Raw genomic sequence first — 22,386 nt, forward strand, 5'->3', positions numbered from 1 at the left:
TACTGATGCCTAGACAGCCGCCGCGCGCGGCGACTGCCGAATGTCATCAAATGTTCATAAAACTCACGGTTGCAGTCCGCGCCGCTCGTTCGGCGTGAGCGCCTGCAGCTGCGGCGCCGTCAAGGGCCCCGCACCCAGCACCTGCACCACGCCGGCCGGTTGGTAGCTGGACGCCTGCGGTTCGCCGCCCTTGCCCTTGCCAGCGCCGCCCTCGTCCGCCTGCTCGTTGCCAAAGCCCAGCACCTTCACCGTGAACAACGACGGCTGCGCCTGGCGCGTGGCGGCCCGTTCGCGCTGCAGCACGTCCTGCGCCGCCGTGACGGCTTGCGAGGCGGCCGCGCTGGCATTGCTGAGCGCCCCCACGTTCACGGCGGCGATGGCCGGCATGCCCGTCGACTTGCCCTGCACCTGGATGTTTGCCGCATTCACCACCTGCAAGGCCGCCAGGTTGACGTTGCCCGAGACGCGGATGCCCGCCTCGCCCGCGTCGATGCTGCCCAGCGGGGCGATCAGGTCGATGTCGCCAGGCGGCACCTCCGGGATCGGGTTCAGGGTGGCGATGCCGGCGCCCGTATTCGGCGTCGTCGGCGACAGGCTGACCATGCCGATGTCGTCGTAGACCCGGCGCTGCGGCGTAAACACCACGGTGGACTTGGAACCGCGGCCCGCATTGATGTCGCCCTGCGCCGACCAGGCCAGGATGTTGCCGCCGAAGGTGGTGAAGATGCGGCTCTGGCCCAGCAGGATGCTGTCCCTGGCGTATATCTGGATTTCACCGGCGCCCTGCGTCAGCACGCCCGAGCCTTCGCCCGGCACGAAGCCGCCGTCGACGCCCACCAGGGTGCGCCCGCCCGGCGTCAGGATGTCGATGTTGCCGCCGAAGTCGGTGTGGATGCCGGCATCGACCAGGTCGAACACCGGCAAGTGGTCGTTACCCGACAGTGCATATTGCTGGCGGGTCAGGTAGTTGACGCCCTTGCGCGGCCGCTTGGTACTGGCACTCTCGGCGCCGTCCGCATAGTAGGTGGCGCCACTGAACATGGTCAGGTCGCCCGCATAGGTCACGGGCTTGCCCTGCGCATCCTTGCTCGGGAACAGCGTGGCGATGGCTTCGCGCCCGCGCAGGTAGCTGCCTTCGCGCACGCCGCCGGCAGCCGTGTACTCGCGCCCGCCTGCCTTGAGTTCGGCGAAATACATGTTGCGCAGGAAGACACGCTGCTGCTCGGCCGGCAAGGCCGCGAAAAACTTGCGCGCGTCCATGCTGCCGGCATCGAAGGTCAGCCCGGCGCCATTGCGCTGTCCGGCGCCGTAGCGGGTTTCCAGCCAGTTGACCAGGTGCAGTTGGCTCGACAGGCCGTACTCGCGCTGCAGATCGCGCTTGGCGCCGCCGCTGCTGGCCTGGAGAGTCTTGTCGAGCTCGCTTTGGCGCGCGGCCAGGAAGGCGGGCGCGCCCGCCGCGTCGCCGCTGTAGCCGAATTCCGTGCGCAACCAGTCGGCCAGTCCCAGGCGGCCGCCATACACGGCCACCGCCTTGCCCGGCTGGTCAGCCAGCGACTTGCCCGGGTCGATCAGATTGGCAGCGTCGAGATAGCGCGCGGCAAAGGCGTCGTAGTTGGGACCATGCGCCCCGACCCCGGCCGCCACCGCGATGCTGGCGCCGCTGCTGCGGTCGCCAGACGTGCTATTCGTCACAGCACCGATACTCTTCAGCTCGGCCTTGTCGGCCATGTCAATATCGCGCCCGGCCGTCACTTCCAGCGTGCCCGGACCGCCCACGTAGAAGGTGCCGTAGCGAATGTCGCGGCCGGCACGCACGACCGACACCTCGTCCGGATTGTTGTGCAACACCAGATTGCCGCGCGCCGAACCTACCCGGATTTCCATCGGCCGCAGCGGCAGCGAAGGATTGGCATACGCTATCTCCGAAGTCCAGCCCAGCATTCCTTCCGGCGTCGCTTCGACCAGCCCCAGCACCGTGCCGGCGTTGACGATGTCGCGTCCGGCACGGATATCGACCGGACCGGCGCCCTCGTACCAGGTGCTTTGGCTGGCCGCGTAGCCGCCGCCGCGCGTGACGATGGAACCTGTGCGCAAGCCGACGATGTCGCCCGCCAGCGCGTAATAGCGCGCCGGCAGCTGGCCCTGCACCGCATAGCCCGAGGCGGTGGGCGGCGTCAGCGTGAACAGCGGATAGCGCTGCGGTAAAGCGCCCGCTTCGCGCTGCGCGAACAGCACGCTGGGCGCCTGTGCCTCCTGGTTGACGTTATGCGTGTACATGTCGCCATAGGCGGTAGTGCCGGAAACGCCCGCGAAACCCGGATTGAAAGGGCTGGGCAGCGCGCTCGGATCGGCGCCCGACGCCGTCACCGAATAGCCACCCGCGTAGATTGACTCGGCGGCCAGCAGTTCCAGTTGCCCCGGCGTGCGGCGGGTGAAATGCGCATCGACCGGCGATGGCGCCAGCAGCATGCCGGTGGCCGGCCGCGCCAGCGTGTTGGTGCCGGTATCCGTCGCACCCTGGGCGGAGTTGCCCATATACAGGTTGCCGCTGGCGGCCACGGCGCGCAATTGCGACGGCATCACGAAACGCCCGCCGCTGGAAGCCTGGTTGCCGCTGGCGCGGTCGTCGCTCCAGGCCGTGGATGGCGTCAGGTTGCCGCCCGCGCTGAACAGGTCGATAGCGGTCGACGGCGTCCACAGCGAGAACCAGCTGTAGCCCTCGCCGTCTTGCGCCACGCCCTTCGCGGTGAACGGCGTGCCATTGTTGATCTGGGTGACGCGGCCGGCGTCGCCCACGCCGCCCAGCACCAGGTCGCCGCGCGCATCGATGCGCACGCCGGAGTCGCCCGGCACCACCACCGGGCCGCCGCCCGCGATGGACGAGGTGGCGGTGTAGACCTGATAGGCGCGCGACTCCTGGCTATCGCCCTTGTCGAAGCGCAGTTCGATGCCGCCCACCGCTCCCGCCTCCATGCGCAAGGCGCCGCGCAGGTTGACGAAGGTGCTATTGAGGTCGCCACGGTTGCCGGCAAAACGGGTATCGGGCATGATCTCGCCGATCGTCTCGGCAAAGGAGCGCACTTCGGCCACCGGATTGAGGCCGCCGCCAATACGCACGTCGAGGTCGCCGCCGCCGGTGAGCGTGAGTACGGAAGCGTCGGCCGATACCCGGCCGGTGCTGGCCACCGCCAGGTTCAGGCCCTGGCTGCGCATGACGAATTTGGCGCCTTGATCGGTACGCGGCGACAGCATGCCGGCGGCCCTGCCCGCCTCAAGCACGAGGTTGCCGCCGCCCAGGGTACCGATGCCGGTGAAGCCGGTCATCACGGGCAGGGTCTCGTACAGGTAGTTCGTGCCGAGACCGCCGGCGACGTAACTGCCAAAGTTGATCCACCAGGCGGTGGGCACGCCATCGCCCTGGGCGACCGCGCTGCCGGTGCCCTGGCGCCACAGCCAGGTGCCGACGGCGCTGCTGTCCTGCTGCGGACGCAAATAGCCCAGGTCGTCGGGGCGACGCTCGGTGCCGTAGCCGGCGCCCACCAGGTCGCCGGTGACGTCGCCCTGCGCGCGCACCAGCACGTTGCCGCCATGCTCGGGATACCAGGCCTGGTACAGGCTTTGCGCGCCACCGTCCACATAAGGCTTGAAGGCGTCGCCATCGGGGCCGAGGATGGAACCCAGGCGATCCGCCGCGCGCGGCAAGCGGTAAGCCGCCGCCACATTGGCCGCCTGGGTACCGGCCGTATACACGCCGTACGGCGAACTCTGGCTGAAGTTGCCGCCGGCCAGCAGGTCGAGGTCGCCCGTGCCCGTACGCAGCACGCTGAACAGCTGCTGCCGCGCAGGCATGGACACCATCGGGAAGCTGCCGCCTTCGGGCAGCCAGGTCACCATGTCGCCCACGCCCCACTGGTTGTACGCCAGCAACTCCTCCACGCTGGAGAAGTCGGCGAGATTGATCAGCGTGCCAGCGGGATAGCCGACATATAGTTCCGAGTCGCCCATCCAGTAGAAATTGCCCGCCACGCCCTCGATCGGCGGCGCCGCCACCGTCGGCAAGCTAGCTGCCAGAACCGCGCCGTAGTGGTGGTCGGTCAACAGCAAACTGCGGTTATCGCCCATGGGGCGCAGCGCGCGGCTATCGGCCGCCTGCATATCGGCACCGGCCACCAGGCGCATCGACCACGACTGCGAACCGCTGGCCAGCATCGGCGCCAGCGCCCAGTTGCGGCCCTGGTTGCCGTCGGCATCGGCCGCACGCAATGCCACCGAGTCGGCGCCGCCAGGCAGCCGCACCCAGGTTTCGCTCGGCACCAGCGCGCCCTTGCGCAGCTGCAGCTCGCCGGCCAGCACCACGCCATTGGCGGGCGTATCAGGGAAGCCGTCGCCATCGTAGTCGGGGCTCGGCGTATCCTTGACCGCGCCCACCGGGTACGGCAGCGGCACGCCGCCGGGCCAGGTCATGGCCGCCACGGACATCCCCACGGGCAGGCGGGTACCGGCATCGAGCCGCGTGCCGCTGCCCAGCGTGACGGCCTTCGCCAGCACGGTGCCGGCCGCATACACGATATCGCCGGCGGCATTGCGCACGGCGCCGCCCAGCACCGTACCGGCCGGCAATTCCACCTCGGCCGTCAGGGTGGCTTGCGACGGCAGCGCCGTGCCGGCCCGCAAGCTCATGGCTTTCATCGGCAAGTCGTAGTTTAAGCTGCGGCCGGACTGGAAGAAGGTATCGTCGGCCAGCGTGACCAGCTGGCCATGCGGCACGATGACGTCGGCGCCGAACGGCACCCGGCCCTTGGCCAGCATCCAGCCCTTGTCGTCCGGCGTGACCGGCAAGGCCTTGCCATCGAAGCCGTCATTGATGCTGCCAAAGACATTCAGGTTGCCGCCGGCGCGCAGCACCAGCGCGCCCGCTTCGCCGGAACCGGCCACGCCGGTCTTCTGCGTGTGCGGATTGACGCTGGCGTAGCGGTGGCCCGACAGGTCGATGTCGCCATCGACGTGCAAGTCGCCGTCCGGCGTGGCGCTGAGGATGGCCACGCCCGGACGCAGGTGGAAGGCGTCCTTGTCATTGCGCAGGCCGGACAGGCGGCCATTCATCAGCTCGTCGTTAGCCAGGGCGCCCGTCATGAAAGCCACGCTATCGTCGTGCTTGCGGTCCAGGTAGGCCTGGTCGATGACCTGGTAAGGGCGGCCGTCGGCCGTCGTTTCCGTGCCCGGGCGGGCATCCGTATACGACCAGAAACCATTGACCGTGATGGCGCGGGCGCCGTCGATGGCCAGCGGACCGGCCGCATCGATGGCGACATCGTTGCCGGTGGCGCCACCCAGGCGCCGGGCGCTCAATTCCAGCGTGCCCAGCGAGGCGATGCGCTCGGCCTTGCCGGCCGTGCCGGCGCGCAAGTCCATGCGCGCGCCGGTATCGAGCACCAGGCGGCCGCTGCCGGCATCGATGTCGATCACGGCGCGGTTGGGCGCCTCGATCACCTGGCCGTAGCTGTCGACCCGCAGCACGCTGCCATGGGCGTCGAGCAGCGCGCTGCCGGCCACGCTGACGCCGTCGCGCGCGGCCAGGCGGATGCTGCCCACCTGCTCGCCGCTGGCGTCGACAGTGCCCTTGACGGCCAGATGGCCGCCGTCCACCGAGACCGTGATTTCGCGCGCCTTCAATTCATTCTCCAGCACCAGGTCGCCCTGCTTGAGCTGGAAGCTGCGGCTGCCGAACACGCCACCCTTGCTCAGGCGCTGGTTCAAGCCTTTGAAATCGGCGATATGCTGGCCACGCACGTCGAGGCCGCCCGCCGCGAACGGCACGTCGGTGCCGCCCGCGTCGTAGTGGCCGCTACTGCCGCCGGTGATGCTGCCCAGCAGCGCCACGCTGCCCGCCTGCGCGTCCAGCGCGGTGGCGGTGAGCTTGCCGGCGCGGTTGGAGACGGCCGAGAAATCGATGCTGGAAGCGGCCGCCTGGCGCACGTCGCCGTGGCGGCTGTCGAGTACCACGTCGCCGCCCCAGCTGTACTTGGCCACGCCGTTGAAATCGATCTTGCGGCCGGCCAGGTCGAGCCGGGCGCCGTCGCCCAGCACCACGTCTCGCTCGGCAGACACACTGAGCTTGCCGCTTGGCAGCAGCACGGCCGTGTCGAGCGTCACGCTGCGCCCGTCCAGCGCCACTTCGGCGCCCAGCGCGCCGGCCAGGGTGGCCGCGCCCGGGGCCGTTGCGGCAGCGCCCGATGGCTTGGCGACAAGGATGTCGCCGCCCGCCTTGATCTTGTTGACGGAGCCGGCAGCGCCGGTGAGCAGCGCCGTGTTCAGCGCCAGGTTGCCGCCGCTGCGCAGATAGCCCTTGCTGGCCGTATCCCAGCCGCTTTGCGACTGGTACACCGACAACGATCCCGTGTGGTTGGCGGTGATGCGCTCGCTGGCGTTGATGGCCACATCGGCAAAGCCGAGGATCAATCGGTCCATGCTGTGGATGGTGTCTGGCCGGCTGTTCGGGCCGTAGCCGAACTCGACCTGGCGGGCGTCGACCTGCAGGCGCCCGCTGCCGCTGCCGGCGCCGCCGGTGGCGACCAGGCCCGGCGCTGTCGTGGCGCCGTTCCACACCAGCACATCGGTCTTGATGCACGCCACGGCATCGCTGCCGCCGGCACCGTAGATCGCCGGGGTGCCGATCACCAGCCGCTCCAGCGAGGATTTTCCCGTGCCCGCATCGATGGTCGACAATTCGACGTTGTCGTAGAAATGGATGGCGTCGCGCGCCGTCAGCGCCAGGCTTTCCAGCGCCGGCGCGCCCACGCTGGCGTCGCCGCGCAGCAGGCGGTCGAGGATGTCCTGGTTCAGGGTCAGTCCGGCCGGCAGCGCGTCGCGCGCAGCCATGGTGGCCAGCGATGCTGCGCTGCCCACATTGATGCCGCCCACGGCCAGCACCAGGTTGCGGGTGCCATAGGTGGTGGCGTCGCGCAGGTTGAAGCTCTGGTCGGTGGCGGCGACGATGCTGCCTTCCGAATACAGCGGCGTGCTGCCGCTGCACACGGCACCCGCCGCGCAGGCGCCGATGTCGATGCGGCCCGGTCCGGATCGCGGATCGGTGCTCACGCCCGGCGCCAGCATGTCCAGGCGGCCATTCGATACGGCCAGCACGCTGGACTTGCCCGGCGCATATACGTAGCCGTTGCCCGAATCCCAGGCGGCGGCGCCACGGCCCAGGGTATTGATGCCGCCACCCTGCTCGATGACGATGCCGCCAGCCTTGCTATTGGTCACCAAAAACACTTCGCCAGCCTTGAGCACGGCGCCATCGCGCACCACGATGTTGTCGACACCGCCCTGGAACTGGGCGATATTCGCTTGCTGATTGCCGTTGCCGCTGCCGTAGTTGACGGTGGGCAAGCCGCCGATGCCCAGGCGCGGGGCGCCGATGGCGTTCAGGGCGTCGACCCGCACCGCGATACCCTTGAAGTCGACGGTGGGCGCGGCGCCGCTGCCGATGATTTCGTAATTCTTGCCAAAGCCGCCCAGCAGCAGCGCGCTGCCGCCGAAGCCGTCCTTGCCTGGCGTGTAGTTGGCCGTGCCGGCAAACCGCAGCGCGTCGTCCGTGCTGGCCTTGGGCAGCACCAGTTCGATGTGCAGCGCCTTGGCGTCGCGTTCGAGCAGCGGCCGCGGCACGCCGTCGCGCACCGATTGCGCCAGCGCGAAGGCGCTGTAGCTCGTTTCATTGTATTGCGAATAGCTGCGCAGCACGTCGGCAGGCGTCAGCACCGCCTGCGATGGCAGCGCCGCGCGACGGTCGGTATGACTGGTGCCCAGCTGCACGGCGGTAGCAAACGAGCCATTGCGCATGGCCGTGGCCGACCCGACTGGCAAGCCGCCGGCGGCCAGGCCGTTCAATTCCACCCGGAACGCGCCGGGCAACAGCGCAAAGCTCGATGGCAGCAAGGTATAGGTGCCGGCAGCCAGGCCCGGCACGCCGGCGCCGATGCTGATCTGGCGCCCCAGCGCCGGATCGCCGGCGCCATTTTCGGCCACGATGGGCGCATAGCTCGCCTGCGCGCCCGGCACGATGGCGTAGACGGGATTGGTGGCCAGGCCCGGCAGCACGAAGCCGCCTTTACCGGACGTCTGCACCAGCGGGTTGAGGCGGGCGTCGGTCGAGCCGCCGCGGCCGGCCAGGAAGGCCGCGCCGGTCAGGGTGCCGCCGCCTGACAGGTCGAGCACGGCGCCAGCGCGCACATCGATGTGCTCGCCGGTGAGCACGACGGCCGGGTCATTGCCCACGCCCTTGTATGCGACATCGGCGCCGTCCATCATGTAGCTCAGGCCATCGAGCGAGCCGCCGTACGGCATCACCAGGCCGTTGGCGCTGACTGACGTCACGCTGCCAGGCAGCAGATTGGTCTGGCCCGTCACTGCGCCATTCGTATTCTGGCCCAGCGTGATTTTGCCCAGCGGCGCGCGCACCACGCCCCCCTGGTTCACCGTGCCGGCACTCAGCTCCAGCGAGCCGAACACCGAGTAGGGCAGGGCCGGCAAGGGCGCGGCAGGGTCGCCGCTGCGCTCGATGGTCAGCTTGCGGGCCGGGTCGAACTCGGTGGACAGCAGCCCGAATTCGTTGATCACGTTGCGTTTGCCCACCTCCACCTTGCCGGTAGCGCCGCTCACCGGATAGATTTGCGCGCCCGCCAGGGTCAGATTGCCCGGCGTGTACAGCGCGGCCGCCGTGCGCATGCGGATGTCGCCGCTCGAGCGCAGCGCCAGCTCGCCGAAGGCATCGCGCTTGACCTCCAGATCCGCGGCGGCATTTTGCCCGATCACGCCATTGCTGCCGACATTGACGGCGTTGGCGAGGTCGATCAGCGCGGCATGCAGCGTCAGGCTGGCGTGGTCGTCCACGTTCGGTACGCCCAGCTTGCCGGCGCCGATGCCGCCGTTGCCGGAGCCGCGCACCGGATTGGGCATCAGGTGGTCGTCGCTCTGGGTACGGCTGGTGCCGGCCAGACGGATGTAGGGCGCCGCCAGTCTGACTTGCGCGGTGGCGGCGGCATCGGCATGCTCGGCCAGGGCCAATGCGCTGGCCGTCAGGCGCAGGCTCTGCCCCAGCGACAGGTCGAGGTTGCCATCAAAACTGATCAAGCCGTTCGACAGCAAGGCCAGGTGGTCGAAGCCGCCGGCGGCCACGCGGTCCGCACCCAGCCGGGCCACGCCGTAGCGCAGCGCCGGATCGCTGTCGCCCGCCTGCAGGTCGGTGGCCAGGCCACTCTCGCCCTGCAGGCGCGACAGCACCAGCTCGCGCGGCACGCGCACCGCGTCTTCCACGCCCAGGCCCTTCAAGTCGAGCTTGCCGACGATGCCGTAGTTCGGGGTTTCAAGGTTGAGTGCCAGCGTGCCGCCGGCCGCGCCGGCGCCACCGGCTGCCGCATGCAGGCTGCCGTCAAGCAACAAGCCGCGGAAGGAGCTCAAAGCAATGGTGCCGCCGTCACCGGCAACTTGCACGCTGCCCTGGCCGGGCAGGTCGAGCATGGCGGCGGCGCCGGACGCTGCCAGGCGCGCGCCGGGGCGCACGATGACAAAGGCGTCGGCCGCCTCGACCTGGGTGGCGTCGAGATTGTGCTTTGCACCGATCTCGATCGTGCCGCCAGCGCCCACGTGGCCATACACGCCGCCCTGGGCGTCGGTGGCGGTGGCCGCCCGTCCGGCCACGTCGAGCACCGCGCGCTCGCCGATCCAGATCGACTGGGCATTGGCGCTGCCGTCCGGACGGTTGATCTCGTCACCGGTGACTAGCATGCCCGGCAACACGGAAATGCGCCCGCCGGCCGCGCTCAGCGTGCCTTCCACGGTGATCTGGCCGTTGCCGGTCAGGCTGATGCTCTTGCCATCGTCCACGCGCAGCGTGGCGCCCTGGCCCACCACCAGCGGCGCCTTGGCGTTGCGGGTGCCGGCCGACAGCGCGATATCGGCGCCGGCCCGTTGCTTGAGCACGCCTTTCACGGCATTTTCCTGCCACAGCGGCGCCAGCCAAGGCTGCAGGACGGCGGCTGGATCGACGCCGGTAGGCAATTGGCCCGCCAGCGCCAGGTCGGCGCGCAGCAAGGGCATGCTGACGTCGATGGTGGCGTCCTGCGCCACCTGCACACCCTGCTGGCCGTTGATGTTGTAGTGCGCAAAGCCGCGCTGGAACAGGTCATTGTCCAGCACCAGCAGCGGCTTGACCGCCAGGTCCTTCGGCGCACGGTTGCCAGCCAGCAAGCGATCGCCCGCCTGGAGGGTAACGTCGGCCGCGAACGCGGTACCGGCGGCCACCGTGGCGTTGAAAGCGGGCACCGGCATGCCGTTCGGGAAGGCGTCGGCCGGCACCAGGTAACCGGAACCGAGCTTGCCGCGCACGCCCGTGAGCGTGACGCCGGCCGGCACGGTCATGCCGCTGGTGTAGATGATGCCATTGCTGCCGGTGACTAAGATGAATTCATAGCTGATCGAGGCGGGCGGCACCACCCAGGCGGCCGGCAGGGTGTAGGGGCGCGCCGCACTAAAGTCCGGCAAGTCCAGCAGCGGCTGGCCGGGATGGATCTGGCGGCTCACATAACTGAAGTCGGTATCGAGCACGGTACCGGCCTCGATGGTGAAGGCTGCTGCCAAGGTCAGGTGCACGGGTACGGACTGGCCTGCAGGCAACACACCATTGCCGGCCAGCATGCCGCCACCCAGCACCACGCCGGTACCGCTGTCGATGGTCAGCGTGCCGCCACCGTTGACGCCGTAGCCACGCAGTTGGCCATCGAGCACCAGCGTCTCCGATTTGACGCCGTTGGTATCGTTCTGATTCGCGCGCAAGCTGATGTCGCCGCCGCGCCCGCCCTTCAGCTTGCCGTCGGCCAGCACGGCCGCGCCCGAGGACGTGTCGATCGCGCTGCCGGCCGCCAGCTTGACGCTACCGCTGCTGACCAGCGCTACCGCGCCGCCGTTGACATACGGCAGGCCGGACGTGTTGCCCGGGTCCAGCTTGAGCTGGCTCCACAGGCCGCGCGTGTCGAGCGTCACGCCGGCCGTCACATCGATGCCCGCCTTGGCTCCGGCCGCTGGCGTGGCGACCGTTGTATCGAGCCAGCCGTTCGTGCCGGTGGCCGGCTTGCTGACGATGTCGCCCAGCGCAATGCTGCCACCGCGCGCCGTCAGCCCGGCGTTGACCTTGACCTGGGGCGCATGCAGCGCGATTTCGCCGCCAGGCGTGACCTGCACTGCGGCATCGACCTCGATGGCGCTGCCGGCGTAGGCCTTGATGCCGCCCAGGTGTTGCGCGTTGAGCCAGCCGGCGTCCAGGTAGGTCTTGCCGACCAGGTTCTCGGGCAGCGCGTCTTCGCGCAGGAGATTGCCAGCGCCGGCGCTGGCGCCGCCGGTGCCGATATGGATGGCCTGCAGCAGCGCTGCCGGATTGTCGCGCAGCTGCGCGCTGGCGGCGTCGTACACGGGCGCCAGCTGGCCCAGCACCAGCTGGCCGTTGCGGGCGGCAGCCAGTTGCGACTGGCGGTAACTGTCGAGGGTGGCGTCGCGCGCGTCCTGCTGGCGCTCGCCCTGGAACACGCTCGATTCGATCGCGCCTTCGAGCACGGCGGATGCGGTTCCCACCAGCACGCGGCCCGCGTCGCGGCCCACGGTATAGCCGTTTTCCAGCCGTTGCTGGGCGCCGATCAGGGGACTGGCGAAATTTTCCGTCGTTTCTGCGCCCCAGCGCTGATGCTGCGCGGCGTAGCCTTGGTAGACGCCGGTATACAGCGTGTCGCCGGGCGCCGTCGACAGCTTGTAGAGCTGGCCATCCTTGCCGCTGAGCCAGCTCTGACGAATCATGCCCGTCTGGACGTCAAACGTGCCGCCGGACACGTTCAGCAGAGAGCCGGCCTGGGTTACCAGTTCGCCGCCCTGAAAGGCCACCGTGCCGCCCTGCGCCGCCCATTCGCCGATGCCATGGCCGCTGGTGTTCAGATAACCGCTCACTTCGAGCAAGCCGCCGCCCGTGTACCAGCGGTCGGTCGGATAGCCATTCGTGCCGGCCGCCACGCGCACCAGGTCGCGCCGGTCGACCCACAGGTCGGTGCTGTTGAGGGCCTTGCTGTCGCGGTTGCCGGGCGCGTCGCGCTGCTCGTTGCCCTGCGCATTGATCAGCACGTTGTTTGAAGCCATCGCCACGTTGACGCCCACGGCGCCGGAGACGTCGATGCTGGCGCCGCGCGCCACTTGCGTGCGGCGCGTGGCCAGCGCATTCACCTGGCCGCCTGTGGCCAGCGTCAGCGAGCCGGTATCGAAGGCAATGTCACGGCCGGAGGCAATCTGGATCAGCGACAGGTCGCGGCGGTTGTAGGCGCCGTCGCTGGGCCGCGCCGACTCCTTGATGAGCGCGTCGCGCTGCACGTCCAGCGCGGTGGCGCCGCTGTCGTCGAGCAGCACCGTGGTGAGGCTGTCCGGCGCCAGGGTGACCAGGCCTTCGCTGCCGTCGGCCTTCAAGTGCACGGTACCGCGCGTCGTCACGCTGGTGCTGCTGAGCAGCACGCCGGCCTGCTTCACGTCGCGGCCCGTCAGGGTGACGTCGCCGGTAAGCGCCTGCACCAGGCCGGCATTCGTCACCTTGCCAGCGCCGCTCTGCGCGTTGAACTTGACGTCGACCTCGTTGCCACGCGTGCTCGAAGTCTGGTTGGCGTCCGTGCCCAATCCCTTGCGGATGACGAAGCTGTCGCCGGCGGCCAGCGTGACCTGGCCGTTCGGCGCCGACAGGCTGCCGCCGTTATGCACTTCGCGCCCGGCCAGCAGCACGTAGCCGCCGCCTTCCGTCACCGTCTGCGGCTTGCGCGTGCTGATTTGCGCGCCCGCCTGCACCACCACGTCGGCCGTGGCGTTGGCGTGCGTGGCCACGCTGCCGTTGAGCAGCAGGTCGTTGGCCAGCGTGGGCTTGAAGCCCGAGCCCTGCGTTTCGCTGTAGATGCCCTTCTTGAATTGACTGTCGCTCATGCCCACGGCGGCAGCCACCAGGCTGCGCGTATCGACTTGGCTGCTGCCGGAGAACACGATGCCGTTGCGGTTGACCAGCATCACCGTGCCGTCGGCCTTGATCTGGCCGCGCACCTGGCTGGGACGGGCCAGCGGATCGTTGACGCGGTTGAGTACGGACCAGTTCGCCAACTGGTCAAATTGCAGGGTGGTATTCTGGCCGATATTCAACGTTTCCCAGTTCAGGATCGCCTTGTCGGCCGTCTGCTTGACGGTCACCACGGTCTTGCCGTCGGCCTGCGCCTGCGTGGGGCCATTCGCATTCAACCAGCCGGCCGTCAGGCTGTTGCTGTCGACCTTCAAGCCGCCTTCGGCCAAGCCGTCGGGCACCTGCGAGCCGGCGGCAATGGCCGCCTGGCGCGCCGCCTGCTGGGCCGCCTGCTGCACGGCGATGGCGCGCGCCGCCAGTTGCAGGTTGTTCAGCGAACTTTGCAGCTGTGCATGGGCTTTTTGCTGCTGCGCCTTATTGTCCGTCCCGATGATGGCCTGGCCATTCGGCAAGCGTCCCGTGGCGGCGGCCGTGCCCTGCTGCGCGCCCTTGCCGGCAAACCAGGCGCCGCTGAACGGCTGCTGTGCCTGCGCGCCGCCCGCCTGCAGCAGCAGGGCGATAGCCAGCGCCAGCGGTTTCAATCGCACCGGGCGACCGGTCCGGTTGCCCGCCATGGCGGAGGAGGATGCGTGTTTCGTGACCGACTTGCTTCGCTGCATGGCGACATTCCCTTTTCATGTTCCGTTGCTGACCGATATCGCGAGGCGGCGCGCGGCACGCACGGGGCGGGCGGCAGGCACTGATTCGCGGCTTCCAGCAGCATTGACATGGAACAAGGTCCGGGACTGCAAAAGGTCATGAAAATGTCATAATTGGCGCCCCGCCTTGGCGCGCCGCCTTGGCGGCGCTCAGCCGAACAGCACGATGCCGCCCGGCAAACGCGTCACCCGCGCACCATACGCATCCTGGATCAGAGCGATCACGTCGTCGAGGCGGTCGAGTGAAAAACTGGCTTGCACGCGCGTGTTTTTCAAGGCCTCGCCATTGAGGATCAGCTTGCCGGGACGGTAGCGGTTCACCTCGTCCACCACCTCGGCCAGCGTGCTTTGCTTGAACACCAGCAGGCGCTGGCGCCACGCGCTGACATCGCTCTTCGCCACCGCGCGGGCGATGCCGAAATGCTCGGGCCGGTAGCGCAGTTGCTGGCCCGCCGCCAGTTCCGCATCGTTGCCAGCCTGCGCCACGCGCAGGCGGCCCGCCAGGCAGGTCACGCACACTTCCTGGCCGAACAGCCGGATATTGAAGCGCGCGCTGCCGGCCGACACCATGCCGTCGCCCGCCTGCACGCGCACCCGCGCCGCGCCGCGCAAGCCGGCCTGGAATTCCGCCTCGCCCGCCAGCAGCACCAGCGCCGCGGCGCCGTCCTGCAGCGACGCCGCATCGAGGCGCGTCTGCGTATTCATCTGCACCAGCACGCCGCCATCGAGCGCCACTGCGCGCTGCTCGCCCGTGCCCGTGGCATAGTCCGCGCCCAGGCCCGCCACGGCCGGCCACAGGTCCGTGGGCGGGCGCAGCACCAGCAAGCCCAGCGAGGCAGCCACGGCGCCGCCCAGCCAGGCGCGCCGCGCCGTGTTGACAGGTGCCTGCGCCCGCTTGACGGCGCGCGCGGCCGGCGCCATCGCGCTCCACACGGCGCGCGCCTCGGCAAACGCGTTGGCATGCTTGCGGCTGCGCGCACACCAGTGGCGAAACACTTGCGCATCGCGCTCGCTGACCTGGCCCGAGGCCAGGCGCACGACCCACGCCTGCGCTTCCTTCTGGATGACACTCATGTCGTCTTCCGCTTGTTCAGTCATGATGTTTAGACGTTTTTCCCGCGCCGGGACCGAAGCGCTGAATGAAATCGCGTCCCATGCGTTCGCAGCAATGTTCCAGGCCGGCGCGTAATTCCTTCTCCACCGTGCGGGCGGAAATGCCGAAGCGCTCGGCGATATCGCGGTGCGGCAACTGGTCGACGCGGGCGGCGATGACGATGGCGCGCCGGCGTTTCGGCAACTCCTGCAAGGCCCGTTCCAGCTCCTCCAGCTCGGCGCGCGCGCTGAAGGTGCGGGCCGGGTCGGCCAATTCATCGGCCATCTCGTACAAGTCGTCGATGTCCGGCAAACTGAGCAGGCGCGCATTGTCGCGGCGTTGATCTTCCGCAATGTTGATGGCGATGCGCATCAGGTAGGCGGACGGATAGCTGATCGCCTCGGGCGCGTTCATCCGCTCCACCCGCAAATACGTTTCATGCAGCGCGTCGTTGGCCAGGTCTTCCGAGCCCAGGCGGCGCTGCAAATGGCGGCGAAACTGTCCATAGCGTTCCAGGAACAGCTTGCGCAAGGTGGTTTTAAGTAATTCCGACATGCTCAGGGCGCCCCGGCCAGAAGATAAGGCGCGCAATCGGCGCCGGGGTCGGGGCGCGGCGTGAGTAAAATCGTCAGCGGCTGCGGCAAGCCCGCAGGCGGCGCGCCATCCATCAGCAGGCTGCGCAAGCGCTGCAGCACGGCGCGGTCGCGCTGCGCCACGCCGCTCGGTACGAGCACGTGCACATCGCGCACCTTGCCCCGCTCGTCGAGCCACAGCTGGAAAGCCAGGCGGTAGCGGCCGAAAGCGTCCGGATGCAAACGGCACAGGGCGCGCGTGAGAGAGCGCTGCAGGATGGCCGCATACGCTTGCAAGGGCGACGCGGCAGGAGCGGCCTCGGCCGGCACGGGCGCCGGCGCCACGGGCGCGTCGGCCAGCGCCAGCAGGGTAAACGCATTGCTGCCACTGAAGCGCGCGCCCAGCTGCGTGCCTGCCAGCAAGCGCTGCAGCGCTTCGGCCGGCGTGTAGTCGCCGCGCACGGGCGCTGCCACGCGCCCCGCCGCCAACTGGCTGCTGACGAGCACGGAATACCCCGTCACTTCGCCAAACGCCACCAGGGCCACATCAAGCGGCTGGGCGGGCAAGTCGAAGCGCAGGGTGGCGTGCGCGGTGGCGTCGGCACCGTCCGCGCCAGCAGCCGGCCGCACGAATGTCATGAATGTCATCAATGTCATCAGCAAGCAGGCGGACAGGGCATTACCCCTTGCGGCGCGGCGGTGGCTTAGTGTCATTTTCCAGGGGACGCAACGAAAAATCCTGCTCATGAAGTATCTTGACTGCAATGTTGTCTGCAGCATGGCAAGATGGTAGCTTCATAAAATGACAACTGCATGACATAGGTCACAAAGCGACCGGGCTTGCGTGTCATCGCCGCGACATATGCCTTTGCTATGCTGAACGTTTCTCCACCGCTCCGGGAGCCGCCATGGCGCGCCTGTTATCACTGTTGCTGCTGGCCTGCGCCGCCCTGCCCGCGCAGGCGGACGAGCACACCGTCGTCGTGAAAGCCGCCGCGCCGCAGAAAGGCTGCGTGGAGGTGGAAGTGCATGGCCAGCGCGCCCCATCGATGGCTTGCTTGAGTGAAAAATTATTACCTAACAGCAACACCATGAACCGGCCGCCGCCCGCCCTGTCCGGCGCGGAAGCGATCGTGCAGCGCCCGTCGAACCAGCTGGGCCTGTACAACCGCGCCGCCCTCGAACACCGCATGGGCAATGCCTTTGGTAAATCCGTCACGCCGCAGCGGCCGGCGCCGCCGCCGCCCGCCAGCCCGCTGCTGCCGCCCCCGCTACTGCCACCCCGTTAGCTGTTGTCAACGCACAGTCCATTTGCGCTGTCAAGATTGCGCAATCGCGCCGATTGCGTATCATTCCAGGCTTGATCGCTCTGGAAACAACCATGCTGCCCACTATCGAACAACGTCTTGCCCTTGAACTTGCCGCCAAACCGGTGCAGGTTGCCGCCGCCATCGAACTGCTCGACGAAGGCGCCACCGTGCCCTTCATCGCCCGTTACCGCAAGGAAGCGACCGGCGGCCTCGACGATATCCAGCTGCGCCTGCTCGAAGAGCGCTTGCGCTACCTGCGCGAACTGGAAGAGCGGCGCGCCGCCATCGTGGCCTCGATTACGGAACAGAACAAGATGACGCCCGAGCTGCTCGACGCCGTCATGCATGCGGAAGACAAGACGCGCCTGGAAGATTTGTATCTGCCGTACAAGCAAAAGCGCCGCACGAAGGCGCAGATCGCCATCGAAGCGGGCCTGATGCCGCTGGCCGACGGCTTGCTGAACAATCCCGAACTGACGCCGGAAATGGAAGCGGGCAAGTTCTTGCGCGACGCGTTTACCAGTGCCGACGGGAATAATCCGGGCGTGGCGGACACCAAGGCGGCGCTCGACGGTGCGCGCCAGATTCTGATGGAGCGCTTCGCCGAAGACGCGACCCTGCTGCAAACCTTGCGCGAGTACGTGCAGGAACACGGCATCGTCGAATCGAAAGTGGTGGAAGGCAAACAGGACGAAGGCGAAAAATTCGCCGATTATTTCGATTACTCGGAAACCATTTCCACCGTCCCCTCGCACCGTGCGCTGGCCCTGTTGCGCGGCCGCCGCGAAGGCATCCTCGACGTCACCCTGCGCCTGGACACGGAAGCGGAAAAACCGAAATGGGATGCGCCGCACAACCCGTGCGAAGGCCGCATCGCCGCCCGCTTCGGCATTAAGCAACAAGGCCGTCCGGCCGACAAATGGCTGGCCGATACGGCGCGCTGGACCTGGCGCGTAAAAAGCTTCATGCACCTGGAAACGGAACTGATGGGCGCGCTGCGCGAGCGCTCGGAACTCGACGCCATCAACGTCTTTGCCACCAATTTGAAGGCGCTGCTGCTGGCCGCGCCGGCCGGCCAGCGCGCCACCATGGGCCTCGATCCTGGCCTGCGCACGGGCGTGAAAGTGGCGGTGGTCGATGCCACCGGTAAAGTCGTCGACACGGCCGTGATCTACCCGCACCAGCCGAAGAATGACTGGGATGGCTCGCTGCATACGCTGGGCCGTCTTGCCGCCAAGCACAATGTGTCCCTGATTTCGATCGGCAACGGCACCGCCTCGCGCGAGACGGACAAGCTGGCGCAGGATTTGATCAAGCAGCATCCGGAAGCGAAGATGACGAAGATCGTCGTCTCGGAAGCGGGCGCGTCGGTGTATTCGGCGTCCGAATTCGCCTCGAAAGAGTTGCCGGACATGGATGTGTCGCTGCGCGGCGCAGTGTCAATCGCGCGCCGCCTGCAAGATCCGCTGGCAGAACTGGTCAAGATTGACCCGAAATCGATCGGCGTGGGCCAGTACCAGCATGACGTGAGCCAAAGCCAGCTGGCCCGCTCGCTCGATGCCGTGGTAGAAGATTGCGTGAATGCCGTCGGCGTCGATGTGAATACGGCCTCGGCCCCCCTGCTGGCGCGCGTCTCCGGCCTGTCGGCCAGCGTGGCGCAAAGCATCGTCACCTACCGCGACATGAAGGGCGCGTTCACCTCGCGCGCGGCCCTGAAGGCCGTGCCGCGCCTGGGCGATAAAACATTTGAACAAGCAGCCGGCTTCCTGCGCGTGATGGGCGGCGAAAACCCGCTGGATGCCTCGGCCGTCCACCCGGAATCGTACCCGCTGGTGGAAAAGATCCTGGCCGACATCAAGAAGGACATCAAGGCCGTCATCGGCGAAACGGCATTGTTGAAAACCCTCAGCCCCGCAAAATATGCGGATGAAACCTTCGGCGTGCCGACCATTTCCGACATCTTGAAGGAACTGGAAAAGCCGGGCCGCGACCCGCGTCCGGAGTTCACCACCGCCACCTTCAAGGAAGGCGTGGAAGAAATCCGCGACTTGCGCCCGGACATGATTTTAGAGGGCGTCGTCACCAACGTGGCCGCCTTTGGCGCCTTTGTCGATATCGGCGTGCACCAGGATGGCCTGGTGCACATCTCGGCCCTGTCGAACACGTTTGTGAAAGACCCGCACACGGTGGTGAAAGCTGGCCAGGTCGTGCGCGTCAAGGTGCTGGAAGTCGATGAAAAGCGCAAGCGCATCGCGCTGACCATGCGCCTGACGGACAGCGCGCCGCAAGCGGGCAGCAAACCGGAGCAAAAGGGCGACCGCAACGACCGCCGCAGCATGGCGCAGCACCAGTCGCAGTCGCGCAACGCCCCCGAGCCGGCCGGCAGCATGGCCGCCGCGTTCGCCAAGCTGCGCGGCTAAGCGCCATGCCGGCTTGCCGGCGTGGCTGACTTGCCCGATTTATGACTTGAGCGCATACCCGTGCCGTCGTTTTCTTATAAAATGACGGCATCTATTTATTTACCCATCAGAGGCAGCTATGAGCGACGTACAAACCTGGATCAAAGAAACCGTGACGAACACGCCGGTCGTGCTGTTCATGAAGGGCACGGCCCAGTTCCCGCAGTGCGGCTTTTCCGGCCGCGCCATCCAGATCCTGAAAGCATGCGGCGTGGAAAACATCGCCACCGTCAATGTGCTGGACGACCCGGAAGTGCGCCAAGGCATCAAGGATTACTCGAACTGGCCAACCATTCCGCAGTTGTATGTCAAAGGCGAGTTCATCGGTGGTTCCGATATCATGAACGAAATGTTTGAATCGGGCGAACTGAAGTCCCTGATCGATGCCTGATAGCCAGCTTGCGCGGCCGCGCCGTATCGTCGTGGCCATCACGGGCGCCACGGGCGCCGTGTATGGCTTGCGGCTGCTGCAATTGCTGGTCGCCACTCCCGGCGTCGAGACGCATCTGGTCTTGTCGGACGCGGCCGTACTGACCCTGCACCAGGAAACGGGCGTGGGGCGCAAGGAAATCGAGGCGCAGGCGCATGTGGTGCACAAGCTGCGCGACATCGGCGCGAGTATCGCCAGCGGCTCTTTTCAATCGGATGGCATGGTCGTTGCGCCGTGCTCGATGAAGACGCTGGCGGCAGTGGCGCATGGCTTGTCGGATAATTTGATCACGCGGGCAGCCGATGTGGTGCTCAAGGAACGCCGCCGCCTGATCCTGATGGTGCGCGAAACGCCGTTCAACCTGGCGCATCTGCGCAATATGACCGCCGTGACCGAAATGGGCGGCATCATCTTCCCGCCATTACCCAGCTTTTATCACCACCCGCAGAGCATCGCGGAGATGGTCGACCATACGGTGGCGCGCGTCATCGACCTGCTCGGCATCGAACACGCCCTGGCGCCGCGGTGGCATGGTCTTAAGTCCACTGGCGACACCGCTACCCTGTAGCTGATGTCACGATTTAACTGGTGTCACGATGCCTGACAAAAGCGTAGCGAGCGGCAGTGAGGCTCGGCGCCCCCTTGTGGCCAAGAAGCGCAACCGTACTCTCGTATGGTGAGCATCGCCGGCCGCAAAGAGCGACGCGCAGCAGCTTAGCTCAGGCATCCACCACTCACCGCTTCTCAAACTGAACCGCACTGGCCTGCTTCAAATCCCTGGCTTCTTCAACCATCCTGCGGTGGGCGATCCGTTTGCGCATCACTTCCGCATGTTGCGCGGCAGTCATGGGGGGCACGGTCATCAAGTCCTTCAGCTGCGCGGTATTGCTGTAGTTACTTTTCATAAGACGGCTCAAATGCTCGGCTCCGTAGTGGATGAACTGGCTGCTTCTGATGTGATTATGCGCTGGTATTGGCCGCTGCGGCGCTGCGTACGGGATTATTGTCAAATAATTCCGCTGCAGCGCAACATACAAGGTCTTATTGTGCGGCAAAATCATGTCTCCAGTATGACGCTGCGCAAATAAAAGGACAGGGAGAACACCGCCAGCGAAAGGCGGACGGTGCCGGCCGGGGATGGCCTGAATGCTTACTTTTGGTAGTTGACTCTGACCAGCATGCGAATAAATTCTCGCGCGATTTGACGATGATGTTCATCTAATCTTTGCAAATCGGCAATTAATTTCACATCCGCGGACTCAAAACGTGACAAAGCGCTGCCCGCTTCGCCATTCGGCGTGGCGCTTTCCGGACCGCCAAAACGCAACCATTCCGCCGGAACGCCCAACCATTGGGCAATCATGCGCAATTTCTCTTGCGTGGGAATTGCTTCACCTACTAACCATTTCCTAGCTGCATGCACGGTAATCGGGCGCCCGTCGAAACGGATATTGAATTCCCGGGCCAGTCTGGTCGGGCTGTCTGGAGAATAATGGGCGTTTTTGAGAGCCAACTGAAGTCGCTGGCTGAAGCTTTCGCGTTCGTTAGAAGAATTCATAGGTGTACTATTTCATGTTGTAACATGAAAGTCAGTTTCTTGAATGACCATACAGATTGTTACATTTGAAAAGAGTATCAATTAACAATTAACACTCCGGCCGGCCTTTTCAGGTGAAAATGTAGGCCGAATTTTCTCTTGTGATTCTGCGTGGCTTCGGGTCAAATTCGCGGTTAGCCTTGATTTTCGCACTGCAGCACGATTCAAAGCCTCGGTTTGGCATTACAACGTACGGTATCGGATAATGCCCTCCTCTACCGATACGCGCAATGCTCATGCCATACAATTTCTTGTAGACAAAGTTTTCAGAAGTGCCATTTTATTTCCAGAATAGAAACGAAATGAACAATGTATTCATAGTGAAACGTTGTTTTTTGATCGTGCCCGCTAGAAAGTATCTGCGCCCAAAATTTTACTGCCATCGCAGCGAAAAGAATGTCGCCGTTATGCCAGGAAAGCTCTTTTTGGTGTCATCTTGGCCACCAACTCTCGATCTTAAGCGCGTTTGCGACAGAAGAATCAATTTATTTTCAGTAATTGTTGTCTTATTCGCCAAACTCCCCCCTTCACGCCTTTCTTTGTTGCAGCACGGGCAGGGCACGCTACAATAGTATTGACGTTGACGTAAACGGCACTTTGCCACCCTTGCCTCGCAGCACCCATCCAGCTACAGACCACCCATGCAACCGACACCGCCCGCAGCATTGACGACCTATACCATTACCGAACTGGCGCGGGAATTCGACATCACGGCGCGCGCCATCCGTTTCTATGAGGACCAGGGCTTGCTCAGCCCGAAACGCGAAGGCGCCGGCGGGCGCAGCCGCGTCTACACACCGCGCGACCGCACCCGCTTGAAACTGACCCTGCGCGGCAAGCGCCTGGGCCTGGCGCTGTCGGAAATCAAGAGCCTGGTCGACATGTACGAGTCGCCGAAGGACACGCGCGCGCAGATGGACCGCTTCCTGGGCGTGCTGGCGCAGCACCGGCAGACCCTGGAGCAGCAGCGCATCGATATCGAAATGGCGCTGGCGGAAATCAGCGCGCATGAAGACGCTTGCGCGCGCATGCTGGCGGACTTGAACCTTGATAAGGCGCAAACAAACTAGACATCGATGCGGCGGCGTTTGCCGCGCAGCGCTTTACGCGCATCGGTTGACGTTTACGTAAACGTCACAA

General features: G+C 66.3%; 11 protein-coding genes. 5 read left to right on the forward strand and 6 right to left on the reverse strand.

Annotation, left to right across the window (positions count from 1 at the left end):
• Positions 1-63: 63 nt before the first annotated feature.
• The 4 genes from ACQ4WS_RS10550 to ACQ4WS_RS10565 form a co-directional block, all read right to left on the reverse strand.
• Positions 64-13,746, reverse strand: coding sequence for a filamentous hemagglutinin family protein (locus ACQ4WS_RS10550; protein ID WP_436475994.1), 13,683 nt, complete (start codon positions 13,744-13,746; stop codon positions 64-66).
• A 189-nt stretch (positions 13,747-13,935) separates the two neighbouring features.
• Positions 13,936-14,883, reverse strand: coding sequence for a FecR family protein (locus tag ACQ4WS_RS10555; protein WP_436475996.1), 948 nt, complete (start codon positions 14,881-14,883; stop codon positions 13,936-13,938).
• Positions 14,876-15,433: an RNA polymerase sigma factor gene (locus tag ACQ4WS_RS10560; protein ID WP_071074977.1), complete on the reverse strand. Its 558-nt coding sequence runs from the start codon at positions 15,431-15,433 to the stop codon at positions 14,876-14,878. Before ACQ4WS_RS10560 ends, ACQ4WS_RS10555 begins: the two co-directional genes overlap by 8 nt.
• Before the next feature lie 2 nt (positions 15,434-15,435).
• Positions 15,436-16,098 carry a secretin and TonB N-terminal domain-containing protein gene (locus tag ACQ4WS_RS10565; RefSeq protein ID WP_436475998.1) on the reverse strand — a complete coding sequence of 221 codons (663 nt, stop codon included), beginning with the start codon at positions 16,096-16,098 and terminating at the stop codon, positions 15,436-15,438.
• Between the two features lie 260 nt (positions 16,099-16,358).
• Here ACQ4WS_RS10565 and ACQ4WS_RS10570 point away from each other — a divergent pair, with 260 nt between their 5' ends.
• The 4 genes from ACQ4WS_RS10570 to ACQ4WS_RS10585 all read left to right on the forward strand — a co-directional run bounded on the left by ACQ4WS_RS10570 (position 16,359) and on the right by ACQ4WS_RS10585 (position 20,217).
• A complete protein-coding gene (locus tag ACQ4WS_RS10570) occupies positions 16,359-16,739 on the forward strand; it encodes a hypothetical protein (RefSeq protein ID WP_436476000.1) in 381 nt (126 codons plus the stop codon).
• Between the two features lie 92 nt (positions 16,740-16,831).
• Positions 16,832-19,180: a Tex family protein gene (locus ACQ4WS_RS10575; protein WP_436476002.1), complete on the forward strand. Its 2,349-nt coding sequence runs from the start codon at positions 16,832-16,834 to the stop codon at positions 19,178-19,180.
• 118 nt (positions 19,181-19,298) lie between these two features.
• Positions 19,299-19,610 carry a Grx4 family monothiol glutaredoxin gene (gene grxD, locus ACQ4WS_RS10580; protein WP_436476003.1) on the forward strand — a complete coding sequence of 104 codons (312 nt, stop codon included), beginning with the start codon at positions 19,299-19,301 and terminating at the stop codon, positions 19,608-19,610.
• Positions 19,603-20,217, forward strand: a complete 615-nt coding sequence (locus ACQ4WS_RS10585; RefSeq protein ID WP_436476005.1) for a UbiX family flavin prenyltransferase — start codon at positions 19,603-19,605, stop codon at positions 20,215-20,217. Before grxD ends, ACQ4WS_RS10585 begins: the two co-directional genes overlap by 8 nt.
• 166 nt (positions 20,218-20,383) lie before the next feature.
• On the opposite strand, the gene ACQ4WS_RS10590 is transcribed toward ACQ4WS_RS10585, so the two are convergent.
• Complete coding sequence (locus ACQ4WS_RS10590; RefSeq protein ID WP_436476036.1) at positions 20,384-20,710, reverse strand: hypothetical protein; 327 nt, start codon at positions 20,708-20,710, stop codon at positions 20,384-20,386.
• 89 nt (positions 20,711-20,799) lie between these two features.
• Positions 20,800-21,207 (reverse strand): hypothetical protein, encoded by a 408-nt coding sequence (locus tag ACQ4WS_RS10595; protein WP_034753756.1) that lies wholly within the window; start codon positions 21,205-21,207, stop codon positions 20,800-20,802.
• 704 nt (positions 21,208-21,911) lie between these two features.
• On the opposite strand from ACQ4WS_RS10595, the gene ACQ4WS_RS10600 reads away from it, so the two are divergent.
• Positions 21,912-22,316 (forward strand): MerR family transcriptional regulator, encoded by a 405-nt coding sequence (locus ACQ4WS_RS10600; protein WP_034753754.1) that lies wholly within the window; start codon positions 21,912-21,914, stop codon positions 22,314-22,316.
• The last annotated feature ends 70 nt before the right edge of the window (positions 22,317-22,386 follow it).

The sequence above is a fragment of the Janthinobacterium leeuwenhoeki genome (genome assembly GCF_051380795.1).
Lineage (GTDB): Bacteria > Pseudomonadota > Gammaproteobacteria > Burkholderiales > Burkholderiaceae_D > Janthinobacterium.

What these genes read in the sequence shown, in the direction of transcription:
- ACQ4WS_RS10550 (WP_436475994.1), bottom strand. Translation starts at nt 13,746, where the DNA reads ATGCAGCGAAGCAAGTCGGTCACGAAACACGCATCCTCCTCCGCCATG.
- ACQ4WS_RS10555 (WP_436475996.1), bottom strand. Translation starts at nt 14,883, where the DNA reads ATGACTGAACAAGCGGAAGACGACATGAGTGTCATCCAGAAGGAAGCG.
- ACQ4WS_RS10560 (WP_071074977.1), bottom strand. Translation starts at nt 15,433, where the DNA reads ATGTCGGAATTACTTAAAACCACCTTGCGCAAGCTGTTCCTGGAACGC.
- ACQ4WS_RS10565 (WP_436475998.1), bottom strand. Translation starts at nt 16,098, where the DNA reads ATGACATTCATGACATTCGTGCGGCCGGCTGCTGGCGCGGACGGTGCC.
- ACQ4WS_RS10570 (WP_436476000.1), top strand. Translation starts at nt 16,359, where the DNA reads ATGGCGCGCCTGTTATCACTGTTGCTGCTGGCCTGCGCCGCCCTGCCC.
- ACQ4WS_RS10575 (WP_436476002.1), top strand. Translation starts at nt 16,832, where the DNA reads ATGCTGCCCACTATCGAACAACGTCTTGCCCTTGAACTTGCCGCCAAA.
- grxD (WP_436476003.1), top strand. Translation starts at nt 19,299, where the DNA reads ATGAGCGACGTACAAACCTGGATCAAAGAAACCGTGACGAACACGCCG.
- ACQ4WS_RS10585 (WP_436476005.1), top strand. Translation starts at nt 19,603, where the DNA reads ATGCCTGATAGCCAGCTTGCGCGGCCGCGCCGTATCGTCGTGGCCATC.
- ACQ4WS_RS10590 (WP_436476036.1), bottom strand. Translation starts at nt 20,710, where the DNA reads ATGATTTTGCCGCACAATAAGACCTTGTATGTTGCGCTGCAGCGGAAT.
- ACQ4WS_RS10595 (WP_034753756.1), bottom strand. Translation starts at nt 21,207, where the DNA reads ATGAATTCTTCTAACGAACGCGAAAGCTTCAGCCAGCGACTTCAGTTG.